28 protein-coding genes and 1 other RNA gene are annotated in these 21,868 nt (G+C 41.0%); 8 read left to right on the forward strand and 21 right to left on the reverse strand.

From position 1 onward, the window contains the following. Positions 1–366 (forward strand): hypothetical protein, encoded by a 366-nt coding sequence (locus PVA46_RS03645; protein ID WP_167695400.1) that lies wholly within the window; start codon positions 1–3, stop codon positions 364–366. A 63-nt stretch (positions 367–429) separates the two neighbouring features. On the opposite strand, the gene PVA46_RS03650 is transcribed toward PVA46_RS03645, so the two are convergent. The 15 genes from PVA46_RS03650 to PVA46_RS03720 form a co-directional block, all read right to left on the reverse strand. Then, positions 430–915: a hypothetical protein gene (locus PVA46_RS03650; RefSeq protein ID WP_167695401.1), complete on the reverse strand. Its 486-nt coding sequence runs from the start codon at positions 913–915 to the stop codon at positions 430–432. A 60-nt stretch (positions 916–975) separates the two neighbouring features. After that, on the reverse strand, positions 976–1,197 hold the full coding sequence (locus tag PVA46_RS03655) for a hypothetical protein (protein ID WP_167695402.1): 222 nt from the start codon (positions 1,195–1,197) through the stop codon (positions 976–978). A 2-nt stretch (positions 1,198–1,199) separates the two neighbouring features. Then, the gene (locus tag PVA46_RS03660) at positions 1,200–1,790 is read right to left on the reverse strand and encodes a hypothetical protein (protein ID WP_167695403.1); all 591 of its coding nucleotides are present in this window, start codon (positions 1,788–1,790) and stop codon (positions 1,200–1,202) included. 329 nt (positions 1,791–2,119) lie between these two features. Further along, entirely contained in the window at positions 2,120–3,406 is a 1,287-nt protein-coding gene (locus PVA46_RS03665) for a hypothetical protein (RefSeq protein WP_167695404.1), read from the reverse strand. Between the two features lie 86 nt (positions 3,407–3,492). Then, positions 3,493–4,077: a hypothetical protein gene (locus tag PVA46_RS03670; RefSeq protein WP_167695405.1), complete on the reverse strand. Its 585-nt coding sequence runs from the start codon at positions 4,075–4,077 to the stop codon at positions 3,493–3,495. Continuing rightward, positions 4,070–4,519: a hypothetical protein gene (locus PVA46_RS03675; protein ID WP_167695406.1), complete on the reverse strand. Its 450-nt coding sequence runs from the start codon at positions 4,517–4,519 to the stop codon at positions 4,070–4,072. Before PVA46_RS03675 ends, PVA46_RS03670 begins: the two co-directional genes overlap by 8 nt. Positions 4,520–4,637: 118 nt before the next feature. After that, positions 4,638–5,609, reverse strand: coding sequence for a hypothetical protein (locus tag PVA46_RS03680; RefSeq protein ID WP_167695407.1), 972 nt, complete (start codon positions 5,607–5,609; stop codon positions 4,638–4,640). 3 nt (positions 5,610–5,612) lie between these two features. Then, the gene (locus tag PVA46_RS03685) at positions 5,613–6,032 is read right to left on the reverse strand and encodes a hypothetical protein (RefSeq protein WP_167695408.1); all 420 of its coding nucleotides are present in this window, start codon (positions 6,030–6,032) and stop codon (positions 5,613–5,615) included. Next, complete coding sequence (locus tag PVA46_RS03690; RefSeq protein WP_167695409.1) at positions 6,032–6,433, reverse strand: hypothetical protein; 402 nt, start codon at positions 6,431–6,433, stop codon at positions 6,032–6,034. Before PVA46_RS03690 ends, PVA46_RS03685 begins: the two co-directional genes overlap by 1 nt. 35 nt (positions 6,434–6,468) lie before the next feature. After that, the gene (locus PVA46_RS03695; RefSeq protein WP_167695410.1) at positions 6,469–6,726 is read right to left on the reverse strand and encodes a hypothetical protein; all 258 of its coding nucleotides are present in this window, start codon (positions 6,724–6,726) and stop codon (positions 6,469–6,471) included. Between the two features lie 315 nt (positions 6,727–7,041). Continuing rightward, positions 7,042–7,452: a hypothetical protein gene (locus PVA46_RS03700; protein ID WP_167695411.1), complete on the reverse strand. Its 411-nt coding sequence runs from the start codon at positions 7,450–7,452 to the stop codon at positions 7,042–7,044. Between the two features lie 48 nt (positions 7,453–7,500). Continuing rightward, the gene (locus PVA46_RS03705; protein WP_167695412.1) at positions 7,501–8,208 is read right to left on the reverse strand and encodes an ATP-binding protein; all 708 of its coding nucleotides are present in this window, start codon (positions 8,206–8,208) and stop codon (positions 7,501–7,503) included. Positions 8,209–8,220: 12 nt separating this feature from the next. Further along, entirely contained in the window at positions 8,221–8,913 is a 693-nt protein-coding gene (locus tag PVA46_RS03710) for a hypothetical protein (RefSeq protein ID WP_167695413.1), read from the reverse strand. 57 nt (positions 8,914–8,970) lie between these two features. Then, positions 8,971–9,840 (reverse strand): recombinase RecT, encoded by an 870-nt coding sequence (locus tag PVA46_RS03715; protein WP_167695414.1) that lies wholly within the window; start codon positions 9,838–9,840, stop codon positions 8,971–8,973. A gap of 59 nt (positions 9,841–9,899) precedes the next feature. Then, positions 9,900–11,021, reverse strand: coding sequence for a YqaJ viral recombinase family nuclease (locus PVA46_RS03720; RefSeq protein WP_167695415.1), 1,122 nt, complete (start codon positions 11,019–11,021; stop codon positions 9,900–9,902). Between the two features lie 192 nt (positions 11,022–11,213). Between PVA46_RS03720 and PVA46_RS03725 the strand changes: the two genes are divergently transcribed. The 3 genes from PVA46_RS03725 to PVA46_RS03735 are packed head-to-tail and all read left to right on the forward strand — an operon-like array spanning position 11,214 to position 12,620. Beyond that, entirely contained in the window at positions 11,214–11,891 is a 678-nt protein-coding gene (locus tag PVA46_RS03725) for a PH domain-containing protein (protein WP_167695416.1), read from the forward strand. Continuing rightward, positions 11,892–12,251, forward strand: a complete 360-nt coding sequence (locus tag PVA46_RS03730; RefSeq protein WP_167695417.1) for a hypothetical protein — start codon at positions 11,892–11,894, stop codon at positions 12,249–12,251. It abuts the gene before it with no gap. A gap of 15 nt (positions 12,252–12,266) precedes the next feature. Next, a complete protein-coding gene (locus PVA46_RS03735) occupies positions 12,267–12,620 on the forward strand; it encodes a hypothetical protein (protein ID WP_167695418.1) in 354 nt (117 codons plus the stop codon). On the opposite strand, the gene PVA46_RS03740 is transcribed toward PVA46_RS03735, so the two are convergent. Further along, positions 12,617–13,270, reverse strand: coding sequence for an XRE family transcriptional regulator (locus PVA46_RS03740; RefSeq protein WP_167695419.1), 654 nt, complete (start codon positions 13,268–13,270; stop codon positions 12,617–12,619). The genes PVA46_RS03735 and PVA46_RS03740 overlap by 4 nt on opposite strands. Before the next feature lie 169 nt (positions 13,271–13,439). On the opposite strand from PVA46_RS03740, the gene PVA46_RS03745 reads away from it, so the two are divergent. From PVA46_RS03745 to PVA46_RS03755, 3 genes are all read left to right on the forward strand, one after another. Beyond that, positions 13,440–13,847, forward strand: a complete 408-nt coding sequence (locus tag PVA46_RS03745; protein ID WP_167695420.1) for a hypothetical protein — start codon at positions 13,440–13,442, stop codon at positions 13,845–13,847. A 3-nt stretch (positions 13,848–13,850) separates the two neighbouring features. Continuing rightward, positions 13,851–14,009, forward strand: a complete 159-nt coding sequence (locus PVA46_RS03750) for a hypothetical protein (protein WP_167695421.1) — start codon at positions 13,851–13,853, stop codon at positions 14,007–14,009. Between the two features lie 111 nt (positions 14,010–14,120). After that, a complete protein-coding gene (locus PVA46_RS03755; RefSeq protein ID WP_167695422.1) occupies positions 14,121–14,561 on the forward strand; it encodes a Cap15 family cyclic dinucleotide receptor domain-containing protein in 441 nt (146 codons plus the stop codon). Here PVA46_RS03755 and PVA46_RS03760 read toward each other — a convergent pair. Both PVA46_RS03760 and ssrA read right to left on the reverse strand, forming a co-directional pair. Next, positions 14,554–15,729 carry a tyrosine-type recombinase/integrase gene (locus PVA46_RS03760; protein ID WP_167695423.1) on the reverse strand — a complete coding sequence of 392 codons (1,176 nt, stop codon included), beginning with the start codon at positions 15,727–15,729 and terminating at the stop codon, positions 14,554–14,556. The two genes, PVA46_RS03755 and PVA46_RS03760, sit on opposite strands and share 8 nt — an antisense overlap. Positions 15,730–15,818: 89 nt before the next feature. Next, positions 15,819–16,212, reverse strand: a transfer-messenger RNA (tmRNA) gene (ssrA, locus tag PVA46_RS03765). Between the two features lie 77 nt (positions 16,213–16,289). On the opposite strand from ssrA, the gene PVA46_RS03770 reads away from it, so the two are divergent. Next, on the forward strand, positions 16,290–17,174 hold the full coding sequence (locus PVA46_RS03770) for a hypothetical protein (protein WP_274360329.1): 885 nt from the start codon (positions 16,290–16,292) through the stop codon (positions 17,172–17,174). On the opposite strand, the gene PVA46_RS03775 is transcribed toward PVA46_RS03770, so the two are convergent. The 3 genes from PVA46_RS03775 to PVA46_RS03785 are packed head-to-tail and all read right to left on the reverse strand — an operon-like array spanning position 17,157 to position 21,841. Then, positions 17,157–18,848 carry a tetratricopeptide repeat protein gene (locus PVA46_RS03775; RefSeq protein WP_167695425.1) on the reverse strand — a complete coding sequence of 564 codons (1,692 nt, stop codon included), beginning with the start codon at positions 18,846–18,848 and terminating at the stop codon, positions 17,157–17,159. The two genes, PVA46_RS03770 and PVA46_RS03775, sit on opposite strands and share 18 nt — an antisense overlap. Before the next feature lies 1 nt (position 18,849). After that, positions 18,850–20,856, reverse strand: coding sequence for a transglutaminase-like domain-containing protein (locus PVA46_RS03780; RefSeq protein ID WP_167695426.1), 2,007 nt, complete (start codon positions 20,854–20,856; stop codon positions 18,850–18,852). Beyond that, entirely contained in the window at positions 20,843–21,841 is a 999-nt protein-coding gene (locus PVA46_RS03785; protein WP_167695427.1) for a DUF58 domain-containing protein, read from the reverse strand. Before PVA46_RS03785 ends, PVA46_RS03780 begins: the two co-directional genes overlap by 14 nt. Positions 21,842–21,868 lie beyond the last annotated feature (27 nt).

The raw sequence follows: 21,868 nt of genomic DNA on the forward strand, positions 1-21,868 counted from the left end.
ATGTATGCGATAACCTTTGATTTTGACACCGCTTGCTTAGAAAAGCACTTTAGTAGTGATGATGATATTGCCAGAGATTTAGACATGGATATTATCTTACCCGCGCAAACCACGGAAAAAGTGAAACGTGCCTATACAAAGGCTTACTATCTGGTAAGACGCTACTTAGAGCAAAATGGCTTTGAATGGAAGCAAGGGTCGGTCTACTTCTATAAAGATAAGAGCATTCAAGATAACTTAATTGTCTTAAAGATTATTCGTAAAATGGCGAAGAAATACCCATGGTTTTTAGATTGCTCGCGCGATGTACGTATGCTCAAAATTGAGGCAGAAAATGATGTGCTAGCTTTTCTCAAAGATGATTAGTTGCCATCCATGAATGAATGGCAACTAAGGCTGTTTCGACCTAGCTAGCCGAAACAATTTACGTTATTGATCCATATTGATACCAAAATCTTCCTTTGATTTATAGATCTTAAACCAACTTGTAAAATCTAAAGTTTCATTGTTCTCATCCAAATAGTAATTATTATCTACGCCATTTACTGTGTGAACATAATAATAATGCTTGTTATCATGAAATTTTATAGAATATTCTTCTTTACTTCCGTGGGCTTTTTTTATGGTATCAACCATATCACAATAGTTTTTATACTCACTTCCTAAACTATTGACATAATCTTCAAGCTTATTTGTATCGCCATAGTCATCAAACATTTTTGAATTATCCCAGCTGACTTCGATGTCGTCTTTTTCTAACAGTTTGTTTAATTTATCTACGTCGACCATGGCTTTACATTTTGGGTAGTCTTCTAGCCAGCTCTGAATTGCATCGATATCGAATTTTAACGATTCAATTCCAGAATCAATCGCAAATTTTATGTTTGATTGAATATCATCACTTACATTACACATAATGTATCACCTCTCTTTAGTTATTATAATTATTATAGTTATTTTGTCAATATAGTTTTTCTAATATTTAAAATAAATTTTTCCTAGCTCTAGCCAGAGGTTACTCTCATCAAGGCTAAAGTAATCAAGACCTTTGACCAAAGCACCATCAACCAACGCATAGGCTTTTGCTGGGTCGTCAAAGTGCTTGATAAAAAGCAGGTGTTCACCGATGCTAATGCGCAAAGAAGGTACGACAACGTTGTAGGTGGTTGAGAGAATATAGGTGATATTTAATTTCATGGCTAGCCTCCCACCAAGCCGGCATTGCCCACATCGATAGAGACAGGCGGTTCTTGAGGCACCTCTGTTTCGGGCTTTCGCCACTCCATACCTGCCTCTTTCAGCACCAGACTAATAATCACACTGTTATCATCAACATAATCACAATTATATTGGTCTAAGATGCACAAGGGCATGATAGCAACTTGCCCCATAAAGCTAAACATGTAGGGGATAGCAAAAAAGGAGACTGCACCCAAAAAGCTCTGTTTTCTTGAGCCACTGGCTCTGGCTTGTTGAAAGTCGCTCACGTGCTTACTAGAGACAATTTCATTCCAGCTACCCGTGGTGGGGATGGTTGGCTCTTTTAATCGGGCGATAAGCTCAAATTGGGTTTGCAAGCGTAGTAAGGTGAGGCGTTGCACGCGTAGCATTGGCTCTAGCTGAAACTTTAAGCCCAAGGTTAAGGCGCGGACAATTGGCGTTACATGTGGCTCTTCTTCGCTGGCACTATCGTGGGTGCTGTACTGGAGTTGCATCTTTTGCGTAACAACAATATGCTGGGGTAGGTTGACAGGAATACCGTTGATGGCTAATAATATTTGCTTTTGCATGACCATACTTGGCATATCGACAAAGCGATAAAAAGTTGCGTTTAAGAATTGTTTAAAATAAGTTTTTGTGTTATACTGATGGCAATAAGAAAGAAGTAGGAAGAATGCCGTTGGCAGTGGTTGGCTAAAACTAAGCCTCCCGATTGTTGACGCTTTCGAGAGGCTACTAAGGAGGTACATGATGTACCACTTTGGGAAAATCGTCATGATAATGGCGATACTCTTCTTCTTTATCCAAAAACTCTATTAGGTTAGAGTTCCCGTCCTTACCAGAGGGCGGGTTTTTTATATCTTCAGTATACCACGGTTGCGCTATTTTGTCAAATGCATTATTGCACATGGGTGCTGTCGGTTAGATCTTCCACTTGCCTGCGTGCTAATTCCTCTTTGATAGCATCATAGCCTTGACCCACACGGGGATTACTTGCATGCACATTGAACTTTTGTAGATCAGTCAAGCCTTCATACCAAGCTATCCATGCCTGTAGCTCTTGGGTATTGAAATTCTCTAAACCCCAGTCTTTAATGCTTCCTAAAAAACCTCTTTCTACATGATCATAAATATTGATATCTTTACCATCGTAGGCATTGAATCCTAAATTATTAGCAAGTTCCTTAGGACTAGGCAGGCGCTCTATCAAGTTGCCAATCGCCTCTACTACAAAGTTTAAAGCGGTGGTGAGCGGAGGCAAGACGTGTACGGCTAAATTGGTGAAGGTGTCGCTTAGCAATGCAAACATATCCTCCATTGCTTTTTGAGTCTCCATCGCTTTACTAAAGCCATCCTGATTGAGCGATTTACTCGTGCGCGCATAGCTATCTCGTTCGCTCTGTAGTGTTTCTGCCACCATACTTTGACTACCGCTACCCACTACGTGCATAATACGCTGGGCTTCGGCTAACATCATTGCCACCGCATGTTGATTTTGTAGGTCAGCGTTGCGTGCATCGGCTTGATTGAGGCCATTAACGCCATTAAATCTACTGCTATTAAACAAGGCTAAGTAATCCTCGGTGCTAAGGGCGTTGAAGGTATTTTGCAAGCGTGCTTGTTGTTTGCCGGCAATGCCTAAGTCATCTAGGGTAATTTCCCCACTATCTAATAACTTACGTATCTCTAGGGCGTTGTTGAGAACATCATCGCTTTCAAAGGTGATATCGCGTTCACGATCGCCACTGCCTATTGTGCCACTCTCCATCACACGCTGTACTTGCATCAGAAATTGATCATAGGCTTGTTGTTGTCCCCCACTCAATCCCGCCGATGCCATGGTCAGCTCATGCCGTGCCACCCGTTCTACGGTGGTATCTAGCTCCCCAGCTGTTTCATTCATCGCACCCAAACTATCGCTTGCCTCTTTGATGCTACTCTTCATCTCGTCAAACTTGGCTATGATGCGGTTGAGCATCGCAAAGATGGCTTGTCCTGCCACCTGTCCACGACTCACCGCACCACCCATCTTGCGCATGCTGGTTTGAATCTCTAGGCTAATGTTGCGGGTGGCATCGGTTACCTCACTCTTTACATCATTGCCTAGCTCTTTGGAGGCTTTTTGGCTCGCATTGCGATCTAAGAATGGGGCGATAAAGACTTTAAAGCTACTAAGGGCGGACATATTTTACTCCTTGCAATATTGCTCTAGGCATGCTATACTGTTTCTAGTTGCCACTTGTGGTATGAATTGAAACCTAAGGGCGGACATTATTTGACTCCACGGGTGGCCGTTTGCTTGAGTACTTCGCCTAGAAAGTGGGCTAGACCTTTGCTGGGGTCGTCTGCCATCATCTTCTCTAGGCTGGTCAAGCGTGCGACATCCTCCATCACGTGTAAAGCCAAATCTTCATCAAAACCTTTACAATAATATGTCCACATATTGACGATATCCAACTTGACAATGCCTTCAGCAAAAACAAAAATCGCCTTAAAAACCGCATCAACAGGCAAGTCATCGATGCGGTAGGCATCTAAGTAGACACCGTACTCATCGCGCACATACTGTGAGACGGCTAGCCAAATCTGCTCGGGATGAAACATCATCAAATTAGCCAAACCATACGGCTCTAGCTCAGGATCTTTTTGTGTGCTAAGCGTCTTGCGGTGAATGTAGAGATTCAAAAACCCACCCACCACCTTCACCATATAGAGCATTTTGGTTAAATCCGCAGGCGGATCAAAGAGGAGCGTGGGCGTTTTTCTTGCTTCTGGCTCTAAAGGCGTGGCTTCTCGTGCCTCTTGGCTTGCGTCTAAACTGCTCTTTAAATTGATACTTGCTTGACGTTTACTCAATGTCTGCTCCTTCATCGCTCACTTCATTGATTAAGCTAAAGGTTAAGGTTATCGTCGGCTCACCCCCAAACTGCGGAATGCTCACCGTTGGCTTGCTTGCTAGCACAAAGTCGCTAAAGGTGCGTTGCGTATACTTTCTCGTGCTATCGTTGTGTAAGTAGGCTTTATGCACAAAGCTCTTCTTTAGTCGCCTTACGCCATTAAGTTGATCGTTCCATACTCCAACCAAACCATTATAGATGCTACTAGGCATGGCATTAATCGTTACCGTGCAACTATCGGGGCTGTTGGCATTGTTGTAGATATAACCGCCATCCTTGGTAATCGCCATACTCGATCCGTTCTGGATATCACCACCACTCATACTGGTGGGTGAGTACATAAAACTGCCTACTTGAAAACTGATACTAAAGCGGTTGGTATTGGCACTGTCCCTTCTCATACTGCCCCCTTCTCTTTTTGATATAAACATGCTATACTATGGTCATGTTGCCCTACGGGCATGAATTGAAACGCACTGTCTCGTCGCATAATTTATTCTCCTTAATTAATATATATGTTTAGCTTGCAGTAATGTGGACACGGGTTTGGCGATGCTCACCGGTAAAGCCAAACTGAATATCTTCGATGCTAATGATGCCCTGCACCATGTCGCTTTGGCTAATACTATCCAACGATGCAACCCGAATGCTCGGACTGCCACTTAACACCGGCAAAAAGCTAGCAATACTGGCTAAGATAGTAGCTGGCATGAGTTCTAAGTTTTCGGCTAGGCTATTGCCTTGATTGGTCAATTCAGCGATGGCATCCATCACCGCTTCAATCGCGTACATCTCATACAGTATCGTGTAGAGTTGTCTACCGCCGACAAAGAGCGCAAAAGGATAAGTCTTTTGGTGGCTCTTAATCCAAAAGCTAAACATTTCGGCACTTAATAAGTCGGCAACTGTGGTGCTGGTGATGCCCTTGTAGCTGGGGTTGGTAATGCGATTGGTTGCCGTGGGCTTACCACTTTGACGCTGTGCCATTGCCGTAATCGTCATCACCACTTTGCCATCTAAATCGCTATCCAAAAAGACCCCGATATGATCGTTTTGCTGTAGCCCTTTGGGTACGGCACTCTCATCGGTTACCGTAAGCATGGTGGCGATAGTAGGGGAGGGCATGGCTTGCGCTTCTAGGAAGAGCTGACTCACCGCATGGGTCAAGACGATAACGCTATAATTATCGATATCTTGGTAGAGAGAGGTTAAAACGGCCTTGAGGTCGTCGCTATCGGCTACGGCGGTAACATAAAGATAGCTCTCAAAGGTGCTAAACTCGGCAAGGTCAGCGATGGCTTTAATCTCCTCGGGTATGGCTACATCCTTAACTATGCGGATCGGTTCTAAGATGGCTTGCTCACTCCTGCCTACCACTACCACATTACCCACCCGACTAGGCACGGGGGCTAAAGGCGTGGTTTGGCTCACCTTAACCACAAAGGCTCGAAAATTGCTACGTGAGACATTACTGGGGATAAATATTGGCATGTTTTATTCTCCTTTTTTTATGTTGACTTGAAACTGTCGCCCATTCACTTTGATACGAGTTTGTTGGTGCTTAATGGCTTCGCTATCGTTAGCTACTCTCATACTAATCACTTGGTGCATATAGACTTTAGTACCTACCTTGATGCGGTTGTAGTCAGCCGTGCGGTTTTGAATGAGGTAGCTATAGGGCAATAAATCGCCTTCAAAGTCAAAAAAGTCTGAGGCTGGCACAAACAAGCTCACCTCCACTTGGTAGCTATCGGGGTCGGGATTCTTCTTCATCTTCTCAATGGTGATGTAATACGCACCTGTAACCGTCTCTAGGCTTGCCACACTCTGAATGTCGGGGGTGTGTAACAACACCGCACCACCCAAGGCAGGGCTTAGATAATCGATCACCTGTTGGATAAGTTGCTTGCTCATCAAACGCTCCTATCGGTAATCGCACTCAAGGTTTGCCCCGTACCTACCGCATAAAGGTTGTGCCTATAACGATTATTGCCACTTCTGCCCACCGCTTTCGCGACGTCCAGATAGGCATCTTGTAGCGTGGTTGCTGGCTTTTCATAAACCAATTGCGGAAACTCTTTTGTCCAGCGCTCAAAATACTCGGCTAAGGGCGTACCTTCCCAGACCGAGGCGAGGCTGTCGGCTTCGTTGTGGTTACCATAATAGCTTGACTTCTGCTTGTTGGCGGTAAAGCGAATCTTTTGTCCCGTGGTAACCTGCACCAGCTCATCAACATCTTGATTGTAAAGTGGTTTGGGGTTGAAGATACCCACCTCCTTAGCTGGGAAGTGTTTCTTAAATTCGGCATCGCTCATAATAAAATTATCTCTTTTAAGATTTAGACCAAACATCAGAAATCCACCCCCACGCCCCATTTAAAGGTGAAGGTGCTAGCATTAAAGCCAATGCTCCCATCGCGAGGTAACGGTGTATTAACGATGCGCCCTTGCCTGCGGTTGAGGATACTCTCCACCACGCTAGCTAGCTCTAGGCTGGCTAACTCTTTGTATTGATTAAGCCAGTAATGCACTTCGCCGTCGGTGAGTGGTGGTACTTGATTCGTCTTGAGGTAGTCATTGATGGGGTCGATAAGCTCGATAAATGTCATGCTAAGGCTATCGACAGCACCTTAAAAAGTTGCGTGTGTGATAATAGACAAAGTAAATAAAATAGAGTAGAATTAGAACATAAAGAAAGAAGAGTGATAAGTGATGTCGTTGACATCGGTTGGCATAAACTTGCCCCCGATTGTTGACAGCTTTCGGGGGCTTCTTTGGAGGTACATGATGTACCGTTTACTAATAAAAGTAGCTTCAATCACCCTGCTACTTTTCTTTCTAGCTCAAAAACTCTTTTAGAGTTTCCCCACCGCAAGGTGGGTTTTATATTATCAGTATAGCACAAAATCAAGAAGCTGTCAAATCTAACTTTTGATGCCTTTGATGTTAGCAAAGGTGCTAAGTGGCTCGTTAATCTTGGCGATGGCTAGCGTATATGCTTTCACCTCCTTGGTATTGCCTAACAAAACCGCTTGATTGAGCTTGTTATACAGATTACACAAACTCTTAATCCGCAGTGCCTCATAATCAATCACATCTTGCTCTAGCCACGCTTGCTGATAGCCCTTATAGCTCTGCTGGGTGATATCATTAAGATTTGTATCGGGTAAATAGGGCGCAACCGCCTCTTTTTGCAATGCTTGCCACTTAGTGTATTGACGAAACGCACTGCTTGCATGCACGCCTAACTTACCCGCAACTTGTTTATAGTTATACCCTTGTGTAAAGAGTTGGTGATAGTCTGCTGGTTTGAGGTTGGGCTTATTGCGTTTCATTTATTGCATTTATCGGTAGTCGGGGGAATTGCTTAATTTTGCACAATATCAAACTATAATTTGGCGATAACTCTCTCCACAAAAGTGTACGCCGATGGTTTTATGTTTATCGCTGATGCGATCGTATAGCTCTTCGCCAAGGCTTGGCAACAAACCATCCTTATCGTAGTTGCTGATGAAGATGGTTGGTAGCTTACGGTTGCGCCGATGCTCTACCAGCTTATACAGCTCGGTTTTGTCTTGCTCGCTGGGCTTCTCGCCATAGAGCCTAATGGCTTTGTGTAGCTCGTCGATAATCAACATCGCGCTGTTGAGATAGGGCTGAATGTTGGCAACCAAGGCATAGCTCTTGACATACTGCGCTTTGATGCCTAACTTTTGATAGGCGTATAACGCCACGTAGAGCGCATGCGTGGTCTTGCCTGTACCCACACTCCCAAAGAGCAAAAGATTTGGCTTGGTGGTGCAATTTTGGCTATTACACGCAATTTGGTGCGCATAGGTGATGACTTCTTGCTTGCCTTCCTTGCGCGTAAGCTCGACATGCTCTAGCTCAACGCTCGTCTCTGATAACAAACTTTGCTTGAAGCGCTGATAGCTAAGCTCTCTTTGTTGTTGCTGGTCGGCGGTTGCTAGGCGGTCGCTACAGATGGCACAAAAGGGCGCGACTTGGCTCGCAAAACGGTAGTGCAAGGTGCGTTCTTGGCAGGTATCGCAAAAGTGTTCGATCTTCTCTAGGGTGCTAAAAAATTGCATGAGTGTCCTCCGTTACCAGTTGCCTGCGGATGTGGCATAGGGGTTGAAGTTAGCTTTGGCTTTTTTGCCAAATTCATTGCTAAGCCAGTTGGTGAGTCCTGCAAAGTGATTACGCCACTTGTTTGGTTCTTGGTTGGCTAGCCATGCGGATACTCGGGGTAGTTCGTGTTGAAGAACGGTTTCGGAGTGCTTGGCAGTGAGCGCCTCTAGTTGGCTTTGCGTAAGCTTGAGATTACCAAAGGGATTGAGGCTTTGGGGGAGGGCGACGAAGGAGCTAGAGGCGTTTTGCCTCTCTCTATTATCCTTTGTCTTTTTGTTTATTTGTTTTTGTATGACATTTGTGTCGCTCTTTTGGACAAAAGTGTCGCGATTTTTGACATTTTTGTCGCAGTTCTTACTGTTGTTTAAACCGACATTACTGTCGCACTTAGCGACATTTGTGTCGCAATGCTTAACCTCAATAGGATCTACTACCTCCACTTGCCAACGGCTCTTTTCGCGGATGTAGCCATGCTTAACCAAGCACCGTTTATGGCGAAAGAAGGTGCGTGGATTGTAGTTATACTTCTTAGCGAAGTAGTCGGCACTAATGTGGCAGATGCCACCCAATACGCTTGCCATGTGGACAATGTCCTTAAGCATGAGTAACGCCGCGCGGATAGCTCTATCTTTCTCGGCTCTTACTAAGAGTTCTTTGATATCCATAATAATGTCTCCTTGTCATATTGTTTCAATTCATGCCCTCGTATGGAGGGCAACCAGCTAAATAGGACTCTCCCAGCTGTCATCTAAAAGCTTGGCTTCGTCTGATTGCTCTTGGGGTGGTGCTGGAATCGTGTCCTCGTAGTTAGGATTATCCACATAGTGAGGGCTTGCATCATCGATACCATCCATAATCGCTTGGTCGCTCTTGAGGGCGGTCTGCATCGGTTGCATCTGATAATCAATGCTCATTACGCCCCACTTGCTAATCAGCTCTTTAAGCACGGTTTTTCGACGCATCGCTTCGCGGTTGGCTTGCCAAGGAGATCCCTTGAAATCAAAGGTCTTGCTAAACTTCTTACCATGCGCGTCAATCTCGGCAATGCTCTTGTAGAGAATCTTCTCAAAGCCGTTAAGCAACTCTAGGTAAGCAAGGTAACCAACAATCTTATCGTCGCGCCCTTGAGAACGATACCCATCGACTACCACCTCCACTTCAATTTTATCAAAAATCGGGTTGTAACTCTTTAACTCGTCCTCATACACCGCATTTACGCCGATGTTCTTATACTGTCCGCTACGTTGAGCTAACTGAATTAAGCCCTTGGTCATGATTTGAAATTGTGCCTTTGCTATGCCTTTATCCTTGTAAGGGATGATGGCGGCAAAGCCTAGGTTAGGGTCGATAGGTAGATTGAGCGTTGCCCCGATTAAGGCACTACCCATAATGCTCATTGGCTCGCAATCAGCCAATGCCTTATTATTTTTAACCACATTTAAGACACTGCCTAAATAAGCACCAGCATTTTTGTTAAGCACGGTCTCAAAGCGCGCCTTAATGTTGGCACTATCGGCTAACTGATAGATGCTACTTTGGGGGTGAACGGGACTCTTATGGATTGCCTGCCCTTGGGTGGTGATACTTGCCATTTTCTTTTCTCCTTTGTTGACATTTTTGTATTGATAAGATATAATCATATCATGTTGCCCTATGGCATGAATTGAAACTCTTGGCAGTAGCGTTGATACAACTCTTCATTCTCGAGAGCAAACTGCTTGTTATCACCAGTAATACTAGGTTTGCTCTGTTCGTATTTTACTAAAAACCGTCGACTGCCTACTTTTGAGGAACAATAGCGTTGATATAAATCCTCATGCTCTAGCGCAAACTTCTTACTATCAAAACTGATGCTTGCCTTGCTCTGTTTGTAGCTAATCAGGTAGCCACCAACGGCTAAGCCCTCATGCTCGCCAATGGCTAGCTTTAGCTGTGCATCTAGCTTATCCTTTTGCGCTTCCAAAAGCTTAATCTGTTCGTCAAGCGCATTGCGTTGCTCCACAATGTTCAAGAGATCGTCGGCTTGGATGTATTTACTAGAGGTTTGAGCTTGTGTTAGAACCGTGTTCTCACAAGCCAAACCCAATGGCATCGGCGGTTGTTCATAGACTAGCGCCTCTTGAAAGGCTTTGTACTCGTACATCAACTTAGCACAAAATGCTTCGTTATACGGAACCTCACGCAATAAGAGGCTATCGCCAATCTCGGCAAGCAAGTAGAATGTTCGTAGACCCGTTACCATCATGTAGTGTTGCACTTGGCAATAGTAATTGGCTGGCAAGCCATCGTTTGCCCACTCCTTAGCCACCCAGACATTACCCGTTTTGATTTCTAGTCCAGCGAGGCTACCATCACTCTCGATAACGATACCATCAAGATTAGCACCTAGGTTGATGTCCTCTAGCGTCGCGAGATAGGTGTAGGCTTGGCGACGCACCTTAACCTTCTTGCCTAACTCTGCTTTAATCGTGCGTGCGGCAATGGCGCGTAAACCGCCTTCGCGTCGCTTACCCCGTGCGATGGCTTCACTCTCCACTTGAACGGGTTGCTCTTGCGTCTTTGCCCGATAAAGGGTTAAGGGGCTGGCATAGGTGGTAACGTAAGAAATGCCAATCTCATGCGCAAAATTATTCGCCAACGCGGCACTATCGCTACCCCCGATGTATGCACGGCGTAAGGCGTGCCACTTCTTGCTGCCATCGGCATGGTGGCGATGTTCTAGGTGGTTGAGGCGATAGCCGTATTTGTCTTTGATTAGTTCTAGGTTATTCATGATTTCCCTCCTTGTTATCATGCTAAAAGCATGGTAGTAATCTACTATAGAGATAGTGTATATCACGTATAAGAATTAGTTAATACTTATACAATGATTTTTTGTGAAATATTTTTTTATCTTTCCTTGCAAGTTTATGCTATAATAATTTTATTGAATTGAAATAAACAAACCTAACCAAGGATAGTAACTATGGCGAAGAGATCTACGGTATCGGCAAAGGATGTGGCTAACACATTTTATCTCCTTGGTTTGTTGATCAGTTTGGCGGTTTTCATTATTTTAATACCCTTTAAAATAATCTATAAGATTATGGATAGCAGAAGGTACAAAAGAGAGTATCGCGATGACTTACTAGAATTAAAAGCGTTGGTAGAGAAGCAACAAGTGCGCTCTTTGGATAAAGATAGTTACGCAGAAAACATTTTAGATAGCAAGGAAGAGCTCTACAAAATTTATCACCATGTGCAATGGCTAGAAGAGCGCGTTATTGGCTACAAACGACGACGTAATGGCTTTAGGGTAAGTAATTATGGCTTTTATGAAGATAATAGTTATACACAGCAAGAGTCGATTAAGGACTTGGTTGTCCTTAGAACGGGGCGCGTCTACCTCACCGACAAGCGTATTGTAATGTATGCCACTGATAAGACGATTAAAGAGCTTAAATATAAGGATATCGCTCATGTGGATACGGGTAAACGAACACTTCTCTTTAGCAAAAAAAGTGGAGGTAAGGCGGTCTTGTTACGTTTTAAGGTGAGTGTTTTTACTGCCAAAGCTTTAATTGTGGGTTTTTGGCCTAATGCGAAGAACGTACTGTTACCACCTAAAGTTATTGCTGATATGAGCAAGCTAGAGCAAGCATAAATGAAAAAGATATTACTACTTGCGATACTCTGTTGGAGTTCTGTAGCTTGGGGACAACGCATGCCCATTAACTATAATAACCATGCTGAAGTGATTATTGAGTTGATACAAGTATTAGATAACGTCATTACGATGTATGAGGCAACGATCTTGGCAGATCCTGCTACGCTTAGCGAGGAGGAGAGATCAGTAATTGATTCACTCACAAAAGAGCAAAGAGAGACGTTTAATACTCTTTATGAATTTGCTTTAGCATTTAAACCCGAGATAGCTAGCATGAGCCATGGCGAACGTGTAAACATGTTAGGCTTTTTTAACGGTGCGAGTTTTGCCTTGGGTTTCTCTTTTTCTGGACATTAAGCTAGAGGCATAAATATGATGAAAAAGATATTACTAATTGCGATGTTATGCGGGAGTAGCGTGGTTTGGGGGCAAGTTGCTCCCAAGTACGACCATAATAACCCAGTGGAGTTAATTATCATCCTAACGGAAGCAACGAATGAAATTATCCGCAGGTATGAAGCATTGACCCCTGAAGCTTTAGCTCTTTTTAGTGAACATCAACAAGCTATCCTTAGCTATCTTTATGAGTTAGCTATAGAGATAAAATCAGACCTAGCAAGGATGAGCCATGCGGATCGGTTACTAACGCTTGGTATGCTATATGGGGTAATGCACTCTTCTGTTTTAGAGAATGCTGAAGAAGCCTATCTCTTTTGGCAGGATTAATTGTGGCTATGCACATGATAGCAACCGGTAACCCGACCTAGTAAGCGAACATTCGGCTGACTGTGAATGCCGGTAAGCGTGCGGACTAACTCCGCCTCTTTGGGGTCGGTACTGCGCATATTAAAAATCTTAATGGTGTCGGCTAATAGATCAAACTCTAAGCGTTTACAATAGACCACCTCATCGATAGCAAAGAGATATAAGCCATCGTGTAGGCGCTCTTGTGCGTTGTGGGGGGTAAAGATGATATAATCACCCTCGGCGATGCCTACGCCCAGCATACTGCTACCAGAGGCGACAAAGGCATATTGCTTGATCGCTTTATCCTCCAACCTAAAGATATCCAGATAGCCAGCAATGTTTATCGCCTCTTGCCACTGCTCTTGCGTACCACTGCTTAACTGTGGCTTAAGGATGGGGAGATTGCTACTGCTAGCCATGGGTAGGGTACTTTGCCCCGTTACCAAGTACTCAACGGTGGTATCAAGCACGTGGGCTAAGGCTTGCGCCCGATCGGCTGGCGGTATGCGGTCGTTAAGCCGCCACTGCGAGAAGGTATTAGGTGCGATACCTGCTTGCGTGTAGATCTCTTTATTAATTAAGCCCCGTGCTTTTGCTAGCTGGTCAAAGCGTAGCCAGAAGTCAAGCATATCGTTCTATCTGGTGTAGTATCATGCTACAAGTATCGATAGCAACATTTATAATATTTATACAACATATTCATTGAATAAGTATTGACTAATTCTTGTATGTGATGTACACTATCTCTATAGTAGATTACTACCATGCTTTTAGTATGGTAATATTAGGGAGGTTGTTATGGATCATATCAGTGTGAAGGAGTTGACCGAGAAGTTGACTAAGTTTAGCGAGATGGACGAGGTGCTAGCCAGATTGAATGTCTTTTTAAGCACGGCATCCAGCTTGGGCATCATGCCCGAATATTGGGGGCTGGCAGAGGTGGCGGCCTTTTACAATATTAGTACGGGCACGCTCAATCAATGCCCTTGGTTGTTGCCCAACTTTGGTATTCCAGATATTAATCCTAAGCGTAGACGTTGGTTGCAAGCCAATGTGATTGCATGGGCAAAGGCAGCACCCCAGCATCGCCAAACGTGGGTGATGATGAGTAAAGAAGAGCGAGGGAGTTATATTAACTGGGAAGAGCGTACGCCATTGGATTTACCTAAGCAAAAGAACCAAAAACGTACCAAGGTTACCGCATAAGAGATGTCTACACCACAAAAAGGAGCAAAAAAGCGCCTAGAAACAGAGTTAAGAGCGATTGATCCTGAACTCAAAGAGCTGTACAGCATCTACAAGTACCACTACTTTAGGTATAAGCACGCGTTGGATAAAAAAAAATTGCCTACTATCGATCGCTGGTAGCAGATGATGATTACATGCAGAAGGCGTTAGCGTGGGTCGTAGATACACTCGCGACCGTTTCCACGCATGAGTGATGATAGCATAGTTAAACCTAAAACACAAGGAGAAAAAATGAAGAATATCTACTTTGAACAGAGATTGGTTTTTACCTGCAAGCTTTTATCAAGCTATTTTGCCTGTGGTGCGTGCAAATTTTGCCAAAGAAAAACGCATGAGTATCATTGTAGCCGTATTAGCGAGCATGCCATAGATGCGACGATAGAAATTGAGGGCGATACCGTCCGTATGAAAACCTCCACATCGGAATCAATAAGCACGGTATCCGCCTTTTTACGCTACAAAAATAGTATCCGTATTCTGTATAGCTATGGGAATATTGTCTCCCCCGATTGTTCGCATAGCATGGCTAATCATAGCGGTATAGCAGAAATTTATTTAACCCTCCTTCCTAATATTAGAGTTGCATTTGTGCGTGGCAAGTATTACAATGGCAATCAGCGCCATACTTACGGTTGGATAAATGGTGAAAGTTATTTAGAAGACGCTATTTAAAAACCCCTTCAATAATGCCACTCATTTCGCTTACTTCCCCAAAGAGATGTTCGGCGGTGGGGTGGTTGTAGTTGTTGGTCATGCTCTCGCTACTATGACCCATTAATGCGCGTAATTTATCGCTATGTCCTAAGATAGATTTGAGTTGCGTATTTAGCGTATGACGCAGACAATATTGGGTGCGTCCGTCTATCTCAATGCCTGCTCTGGTTAGGCTCGCGCGAAAATGTTTGTTGGCGCTCTCCACTTGAATATAATCGTTCTTGCCCTCTAAGCTAAAAAAGATTAAATCTTCTGGTAGCGTACGAGGCGATAACCCGTGCCACTGTTCTAGCCAATAGACGGCTTGTTGACTAATCAACGTTGCTCGGTCTTTACCGCTCTTTGTTCCTTGGATTACCTGCTTGTAACCCACATCATACTTCTTATTAATAAGGAAACCAGTCATGCCATTTTCACGATAATAATCTTGCCATGTTAAGGCGATCTGCTCGCTGGGACGGTGTCCGGTATCTCGCATAATGCAAGCCCACGCACACCACATCGGGGTAAGCCATATCCTAAGCATCGCCTCATTATCGGATGGAAAAAGTTGTTGTATCTCTTGCTTGGTGAAGATGGCACGGCTTGAGTTTTCTTTGAAGGGTTTAATGTCGTCCAGTGGGTTGTAGCTAATCAAGCGTTGGCGTTTAGCCTCACTCATGACCAAGCGAAAGACCTCCATAATACGATTTTTTGAGGCACTCGATAACTCTTTCACATTTTTCCCCCTAATCTTAAGCAACCAATCATCAATCGCCATTGCCGTAACCGTATGAATGGGATGCTCTCCGAAGGAGGGGAGGATGTAGTTGTTAAGCCAAATCGCACCCGTTTTGTAATAATTACCATTGCGCGTACGCCCTTTCGCCATATTGAGCCTATACAGTTCACGATCTTCATCAAAAAATCCTGTAGCAAAATTAGCTAGGGTTTCTGTTGTGGGTTGAACGGCAAAAAGTTGATGCTCATGTAATTTAGCCCACTGCTCGGCTAATTTAGTACCTTGCTCACTCTTCACGGTTATTTCACTGGCTATCCAACGCGCAGGCGTGTGTGCAAAAGAAACGTAATACTTGTTACGGTTAGCAAACCATTTTACTTTAATTGATTTTTTGATTTGTGGCATATTCTATCACCTTTTGTTAATAAGCTGGTAAACAAAGGTGGTAAACAGTTATTGCAAATATATACAGTATAACTATTTATTTTTCTAAAAAATGGAGGTGGCGGGAATCGAACCCGCGTCCTAAAAGTGCCCGAAGAGCCCTCTACAAGCTTAGATGATTGTTACGTGTTCGCCAAATGTTAGGGAAACCATCTAACCCTCATTCGGCTACAACATGCTATGAATGTCCGAGAGTAGAGGCATGTTGCTCCATCTCGTGAGTTTTGGTTAATGTGTCAAGTCTCTATTCCCTCAAAACCGCGTGTTTAGAGACCCGTCGCGCTATATTAAATTAAGCAGCGATTGCCATGTTAGCAGCACCCAAATTCATGGTTACTGTATCATTCTTTTTGGCATTTAAATTGTTGCGTAGTTTTAAGAGTTGCGCGCTCTGCTTGCAGACCAATCGGAAGCCGATCTCCTAGTCGAAACCTTGACACCCCCAAATACCAATATAAATATACCAGATAAGATGAAAAAGGTCAAGGAGTTTATAGCAGAATCCGTCGATAATTATATTAATGGCGTATCATTTGAAACTATCTACATTCGTTATTGGCAGACTATCGGCGCAGGAGCATTATCAGTTGGCGCTTGACTTGATGATAAAAAAGCCTTCACCTTTACATCAAAAGGTGGTCATTCAGCTCTTGAGTCGTGCCATTGAGCTGGAGAGTTGCCATGCTTTGGCCTATCTTCAGCGAGCCACTTTACGTTATCAACGAATTCTCAGCAAGAAGGGGAGCGGTAATACCACTGGATTGCGCAAGAAATTACTTAAAACTATTGAAGATCTCACTAAATATACAATGATTATAGAGAATGATCCTCAAGCCTATCTCTTACGAGCCCAAAATTATCTCCTGCTCACGCGCTATGATAAGTATGCATCTATCGCTTTTTTAGAAGATTTTGAAAAAGCCCGCGCCCTAAATGCCGATCTCCATGAGTTAAAATCTCATGTAGCATGGATTGGTCTGCAGGCTGCGCGTTATACGGGAGATTATCAGCAGGCGCTACACTATTTAGATCTCTCTTATGATGGTAATTTTGATCACAATTATTTTATTCGCCGATCGGTTATTTTCGACGAAATGGGCAATGCCGAGGAATCTGCCGCCGATATCTTACGTGCTAACTCCAAAGCCGTGCTTGCCCGAGCCTTTGAACGCATTACATTGTTCGATGAAGCTGAGTCTATTTTATTAAAGCAAATAGAATTATCTCCTCAAAATATTTGGCCAAAAATTCGTCTAGCGCAATTTTATGAGCGCATCGATCACCTCGAAAGCGCTCGCGACACTTACGCGTTTGTACTTAAACAGCTTCATTCAACACACCGCTATTATAGCGTTATTTCCCATGAAATAAACAAATTAGACACGATATTAAACACTAGCGAATAATTCCTTACGTATGTTTTCTGCCAATATTCGCCAATGGCGATAGCCGTAATGCTTCACTTGCCACTCTTTCCTTAATACAGAGTCTTCAAATAAAAGAATACGTAACTCTTCCTCCGCTTCTTCTATCCTTAATAAAAAAGGAGAAGATTCTTCTTTTACCCCAATTCTTTTAAGCGCGCGTTTTATTTTTTTTTGATTTTTAGATGAAATGTTTTCCATATCAATCTCAAAAAACATGCCAAAAGGTTGTGAGAGGTGAGGGGTAAGGCGATATAGCTCTTCAATAAGAATTTTATGCTCCCCCTTCTTCAATTTAGTATTTATCAATATATTCTTTATTATTAATACTTTTTCTTTATTTTGATAGGGAAGTTGTAGATTATCAAGTAACATGAACAACTTAGTTTTATCTCGATATTTTGTTGCATAATCTATTTCTTTATATAATAAAGATTTGGGAGAATGACTAGTGATCGGTAATTGTCCAACAAACAATCTTCTATCATTTAACATAAGATAATAGTAGGCGCTATTTTCCAGATGCTGATTCTTTTTTGCATACTCTAGTGCCAGTAAATGACTACGCTCACGTTTTGTTCGTGCCCGACGAATATCTATTGAGAGAGTGAATTTATTTTTATATTGTATAAGTTGTTGCCAAAAATTCCGAGCAATTTTATGTTTATTTTCTTCTTTAGTAATAAGCCAGTAGTGCAACTCTTCTTCATACCAGAGTGCATCAAAAAAGTAATGATTAATACCATAACCGCGCATCCAAGTACGATTTTCTTTCTCTCGTTTTATCTCTTTTCGAATAGATTCGGCTTCATTTATAAGATTAAAATCTAAATATAGTGTTAATAATTCTAGTTTAGAGAGAGGCGTACGAAGCGTTTTTTTTTCTTTTGTGTAAATAATTTCTTGACGCTCACTCTCTTGATAGTAGGCTAAAGCTAGAGAAAAGTTCATCTGTTGATGATAAAAATTGCCAAAAGAACGTAATAATAACGGATTCATAGGATCAATAGCTAATGCTTTTTCTAGAATTTCTTGTGCTTTTTTAAACTGTAAAAAATTAATTTCCAACAAGTATTGATTATAATAATTAGAAATTAAGCTCAAATCATCAATTCCTAATACATAGGCTAATTCTTCTGCGTCTTGATAATAATGAATAGCTAGCTCATATTTATTTATTTCTCCATATAAGATGGCTAAAAATGATGCTAAAATAAAAGAATAAGTATTTTTTTCGTAAGCTAGATGGGCTAAATCAATAGCTTCTTCTGTTTTTAAATTTCTGTGGAGTAACCAAATATATTCAAAAAGAGCCTCTTCATTCGTCTGATTTCTCTCATAATGCTCTTTTGCATAGAAAAGAGCCAAATCATTGGCACCAATCATTGCATAACTTTTAGATAACCAATACATAACATCCCTCTCCTCAGCATCTGGAAAAGATAATCCCTTACGTAACTGTTCTATGGCCTCATGCAGAAAGTTATGCTCTAATAAAAATAATGCGTACTCTACGTATACTTCGCTGGAATTCTGCATAACAGATAATTTATCTTTAAAATTTTTATCTATCTCTGCATAATTATCTACGGAAAATAGGTATATTGGGGTAATAAATAATAAAATAAATATTAATAATCGTTTTTTATTAATCATCTTATCGTTTCCTCATGGGGAGTTTTAAGAATTTTATCACCTGTCTATCAATAGGAAGCTTTCTATAAAAAAGATAGCACTGATACAAATGATCTTTTATATCTTTAATTTCGTCTACAGTTAAAAGACTCCTCGTGAATAATAATTTATAAACTGTTGCTTTATGTTTATTATTTTTATACAAAATCATGCGCCAATCGGGTTCACGTGGATAATTTAAAAGATTAATCCAGATTTTTAATTTTTTATTTAGATCCGTTATGTTTCTAAAAATCATGATTTTTACGACAATTGATATAATAAAAAACATTATTATCGCAATAACTATATATAAAATAAAGATATAGTTTATTTTAAACTCATGTTGAGCATGAATATACGTAAAACCATCCTGATTTTTAATCAAGTTTAAATTATTTATATTGTAAATAACTTGATAAATTTCCTCGGCAATCTCACTTGTGTTATCCAGATATAAATCATGATTATATAAACGTGGTGAGGTTGGATCAAATGTTACCCAGCCACTTTCATTAAAGTAAATTTCCACCCAAGCATGAGATTCTGCTGCAGTAACTGCATAAAAATCTAAAAATTGATTATCTGCTAAAAGTCTAAATCCTCCCGCTACACGCGCATTCATGCCCAGTGATCTTGCCATCAATACCATTGCTGTGGCGAAATAGCTACAATATCCCCGTTTTGATTCGAAAAGAAAATAGTGTAAAAGATCTTTTGAAGCAGGCGCTCCAGGATTTAATGTATAGTAAAAATTTTCATGAAAATAGGCTTGAATCGCTAACATTTTGGCATAATCACCCTCAATGCCAACTGTGATATCTTCGGCTAAGCGCGCTATTTCTGGAGAAATTCCACTCTCATTTCTATAGACCGACTCAGCAAATTCCATGTTCTTAGGAAGCGTGCTCTCCTGTAAATAGATATCTTCTTTTTCCAGTTGAGGTCTATTGCTTTTAATTTGAAAGATTTGTTTAAAGGAGTGTCTCTCTTGAAATGAAAGTTTTTCATAGCTAACTGGATTATATGGGGTTAAAATAATATACTCTGAAAGTTGTAAAATATAAAAGTCTAAAGTTTGCTCTATATTCTGATCTTTGGATAAATCCTCAACAAAAGATAATTTAGTTCCTTGTTTTGCTTCAAAATAATCATCAATAATAAGATTTCTTGTAAATCCTTTTTTTTCATGGTAGTCGCTCAATGTTAATCGTTTTAGTAATATATCATTAGTGAGAATTTCATTGCTTTTTACCAAAAAAAGAAGTTTATTTCCCAGCGAAATATCACTCTCCAGTGGTAAACGATCCGAAAAATCTAAACTATTTAGAGTAGAGGTCAGTAATCCTTCTTTCATTTTGATGTGCGGATTTGCTTTTTTATAGATCCAAGGTAAGGCTAACAGCGATGTTATTAAAGAAAAAATAATAACCTTCATAGCGATAAAAAACATGTTTTTCCGACCTGCTTTAGAGTTGAGAAGCCGAGATAAAAATGTTATTTCTAGCACGCCATAAAGCAATAGACTTCCTAAAAGTGTCATAAGATTAGGATAGATTCCTAAGTGAAAATTACGCATATCCCAAAAGAGAATGAAAAATAAAAAGGGGCGTAAGCTTAGTTCTAAAATTTGATAACGCAAAGATTTATTAAATAATATTGTGCTATAAAAGATAAAAAGTAATGGAATTCTCATGGGCATATATGTAAGATCCCACTTTGCGAGTAATGTCGAAAAGTCAGCCACTCTCCATAAATCTATACTCCATAAAATGATACGTATAAGTAAAAATATTGTAGGTAAGGCGAGTAAAAATATCACTTTTATTTTTAGAGTAAAATCTTTTTTATAAAAAAATGCAACTGCATAACTCAAAAAAAAGAGAAACCATGCTAATGGTAATGAGACAGCCCCTTGCCAGAAATAAATCGCGTGCATATATACATAGAAAAAAATATTTAATCTAAGAAAAAAATTAATATGAGACATAGTAAGTCTCCTTATTCCCGCACAGTTGCGACCTTAGTGGCGTTTGATGCGGAGTAAATAGAAATAACGTTGACGATTCATGCATATTTTTTTCTATTATAGTCCCTAATTTTGACTCTTCTAAAAAATAGACATTAGCTTTTAACCCTATTTCTTTCATCGTCCTTGTAGATAAGAGTGCCAATTCTGAACGTTTTTGTATAGATGGATCACCAAAATTGCTAATTTGTGCATGAGAATCTATCCATAATATAATTGATTTTTTATCCTGTTGATAGAAAAAATAAGCTAAGCTTTGGCTGAAATTTAACATTTTTTCCAGAATAATTTCACCTTCTGTTGTTACGCTTGGTGGAATAATAGAAAAAATATACTCATTATTTTTAATATAGGATAAAAAATGATAGTTTTTTATATACAACTCACCAAATCGCGCAAAAAGTCGCCAATCTAAATAACGAACATCATCACCTTTTTGATATAGTTTAAAATCATAAAAATCAGCTTCAGAACGTTCTCTTTTTCCAGATTTAACTAAATAAGAATTTTTCAGCTCCTCATAGAGTACTTCATAATTAGCTTTTAAAGATTGCGCTTTAGGAAGGGGAACAATAATTCCACTTTTGTGATCTAGCGGGAATTCAAAAAGAAATAGTCCAAAAATATCCATCAATCGTAGAGAAATAAATAGTTCATAAACCCCTCTATTGGGTACATTTATCTTCAAGGATTGCTCTTTTTTAAAGAGAATGAGATGCTCATAGCTAAATTCTTTGATAGAAGATTCATGCCAAACAAATTGTATATCATACATAAACAATAATAAATTAGGTAAAAAATGATTAAATTTTAGGTTAATATTGATCTGTCCTTCTGCTCTGTCAATCACATGGGGCACAGTTATGGTAAAATTTCTCATCGCGCGAACAGTTAGCGGATAGATGATGAGAATGAGTAAAATTAGGCTGATAATGAGTGCCATCATAAACGAGCTCCACAATAAAAGTGGTAA

This window comes from Entomospira culicis, from assembly GCF_028748145.1.
Taxonomy (GTDB): domain Bacteria; phylum Spirochaetota; class Spirochaetia; order WRBN01; family WRBN01; genus Entomospira; species Entomospira culicis.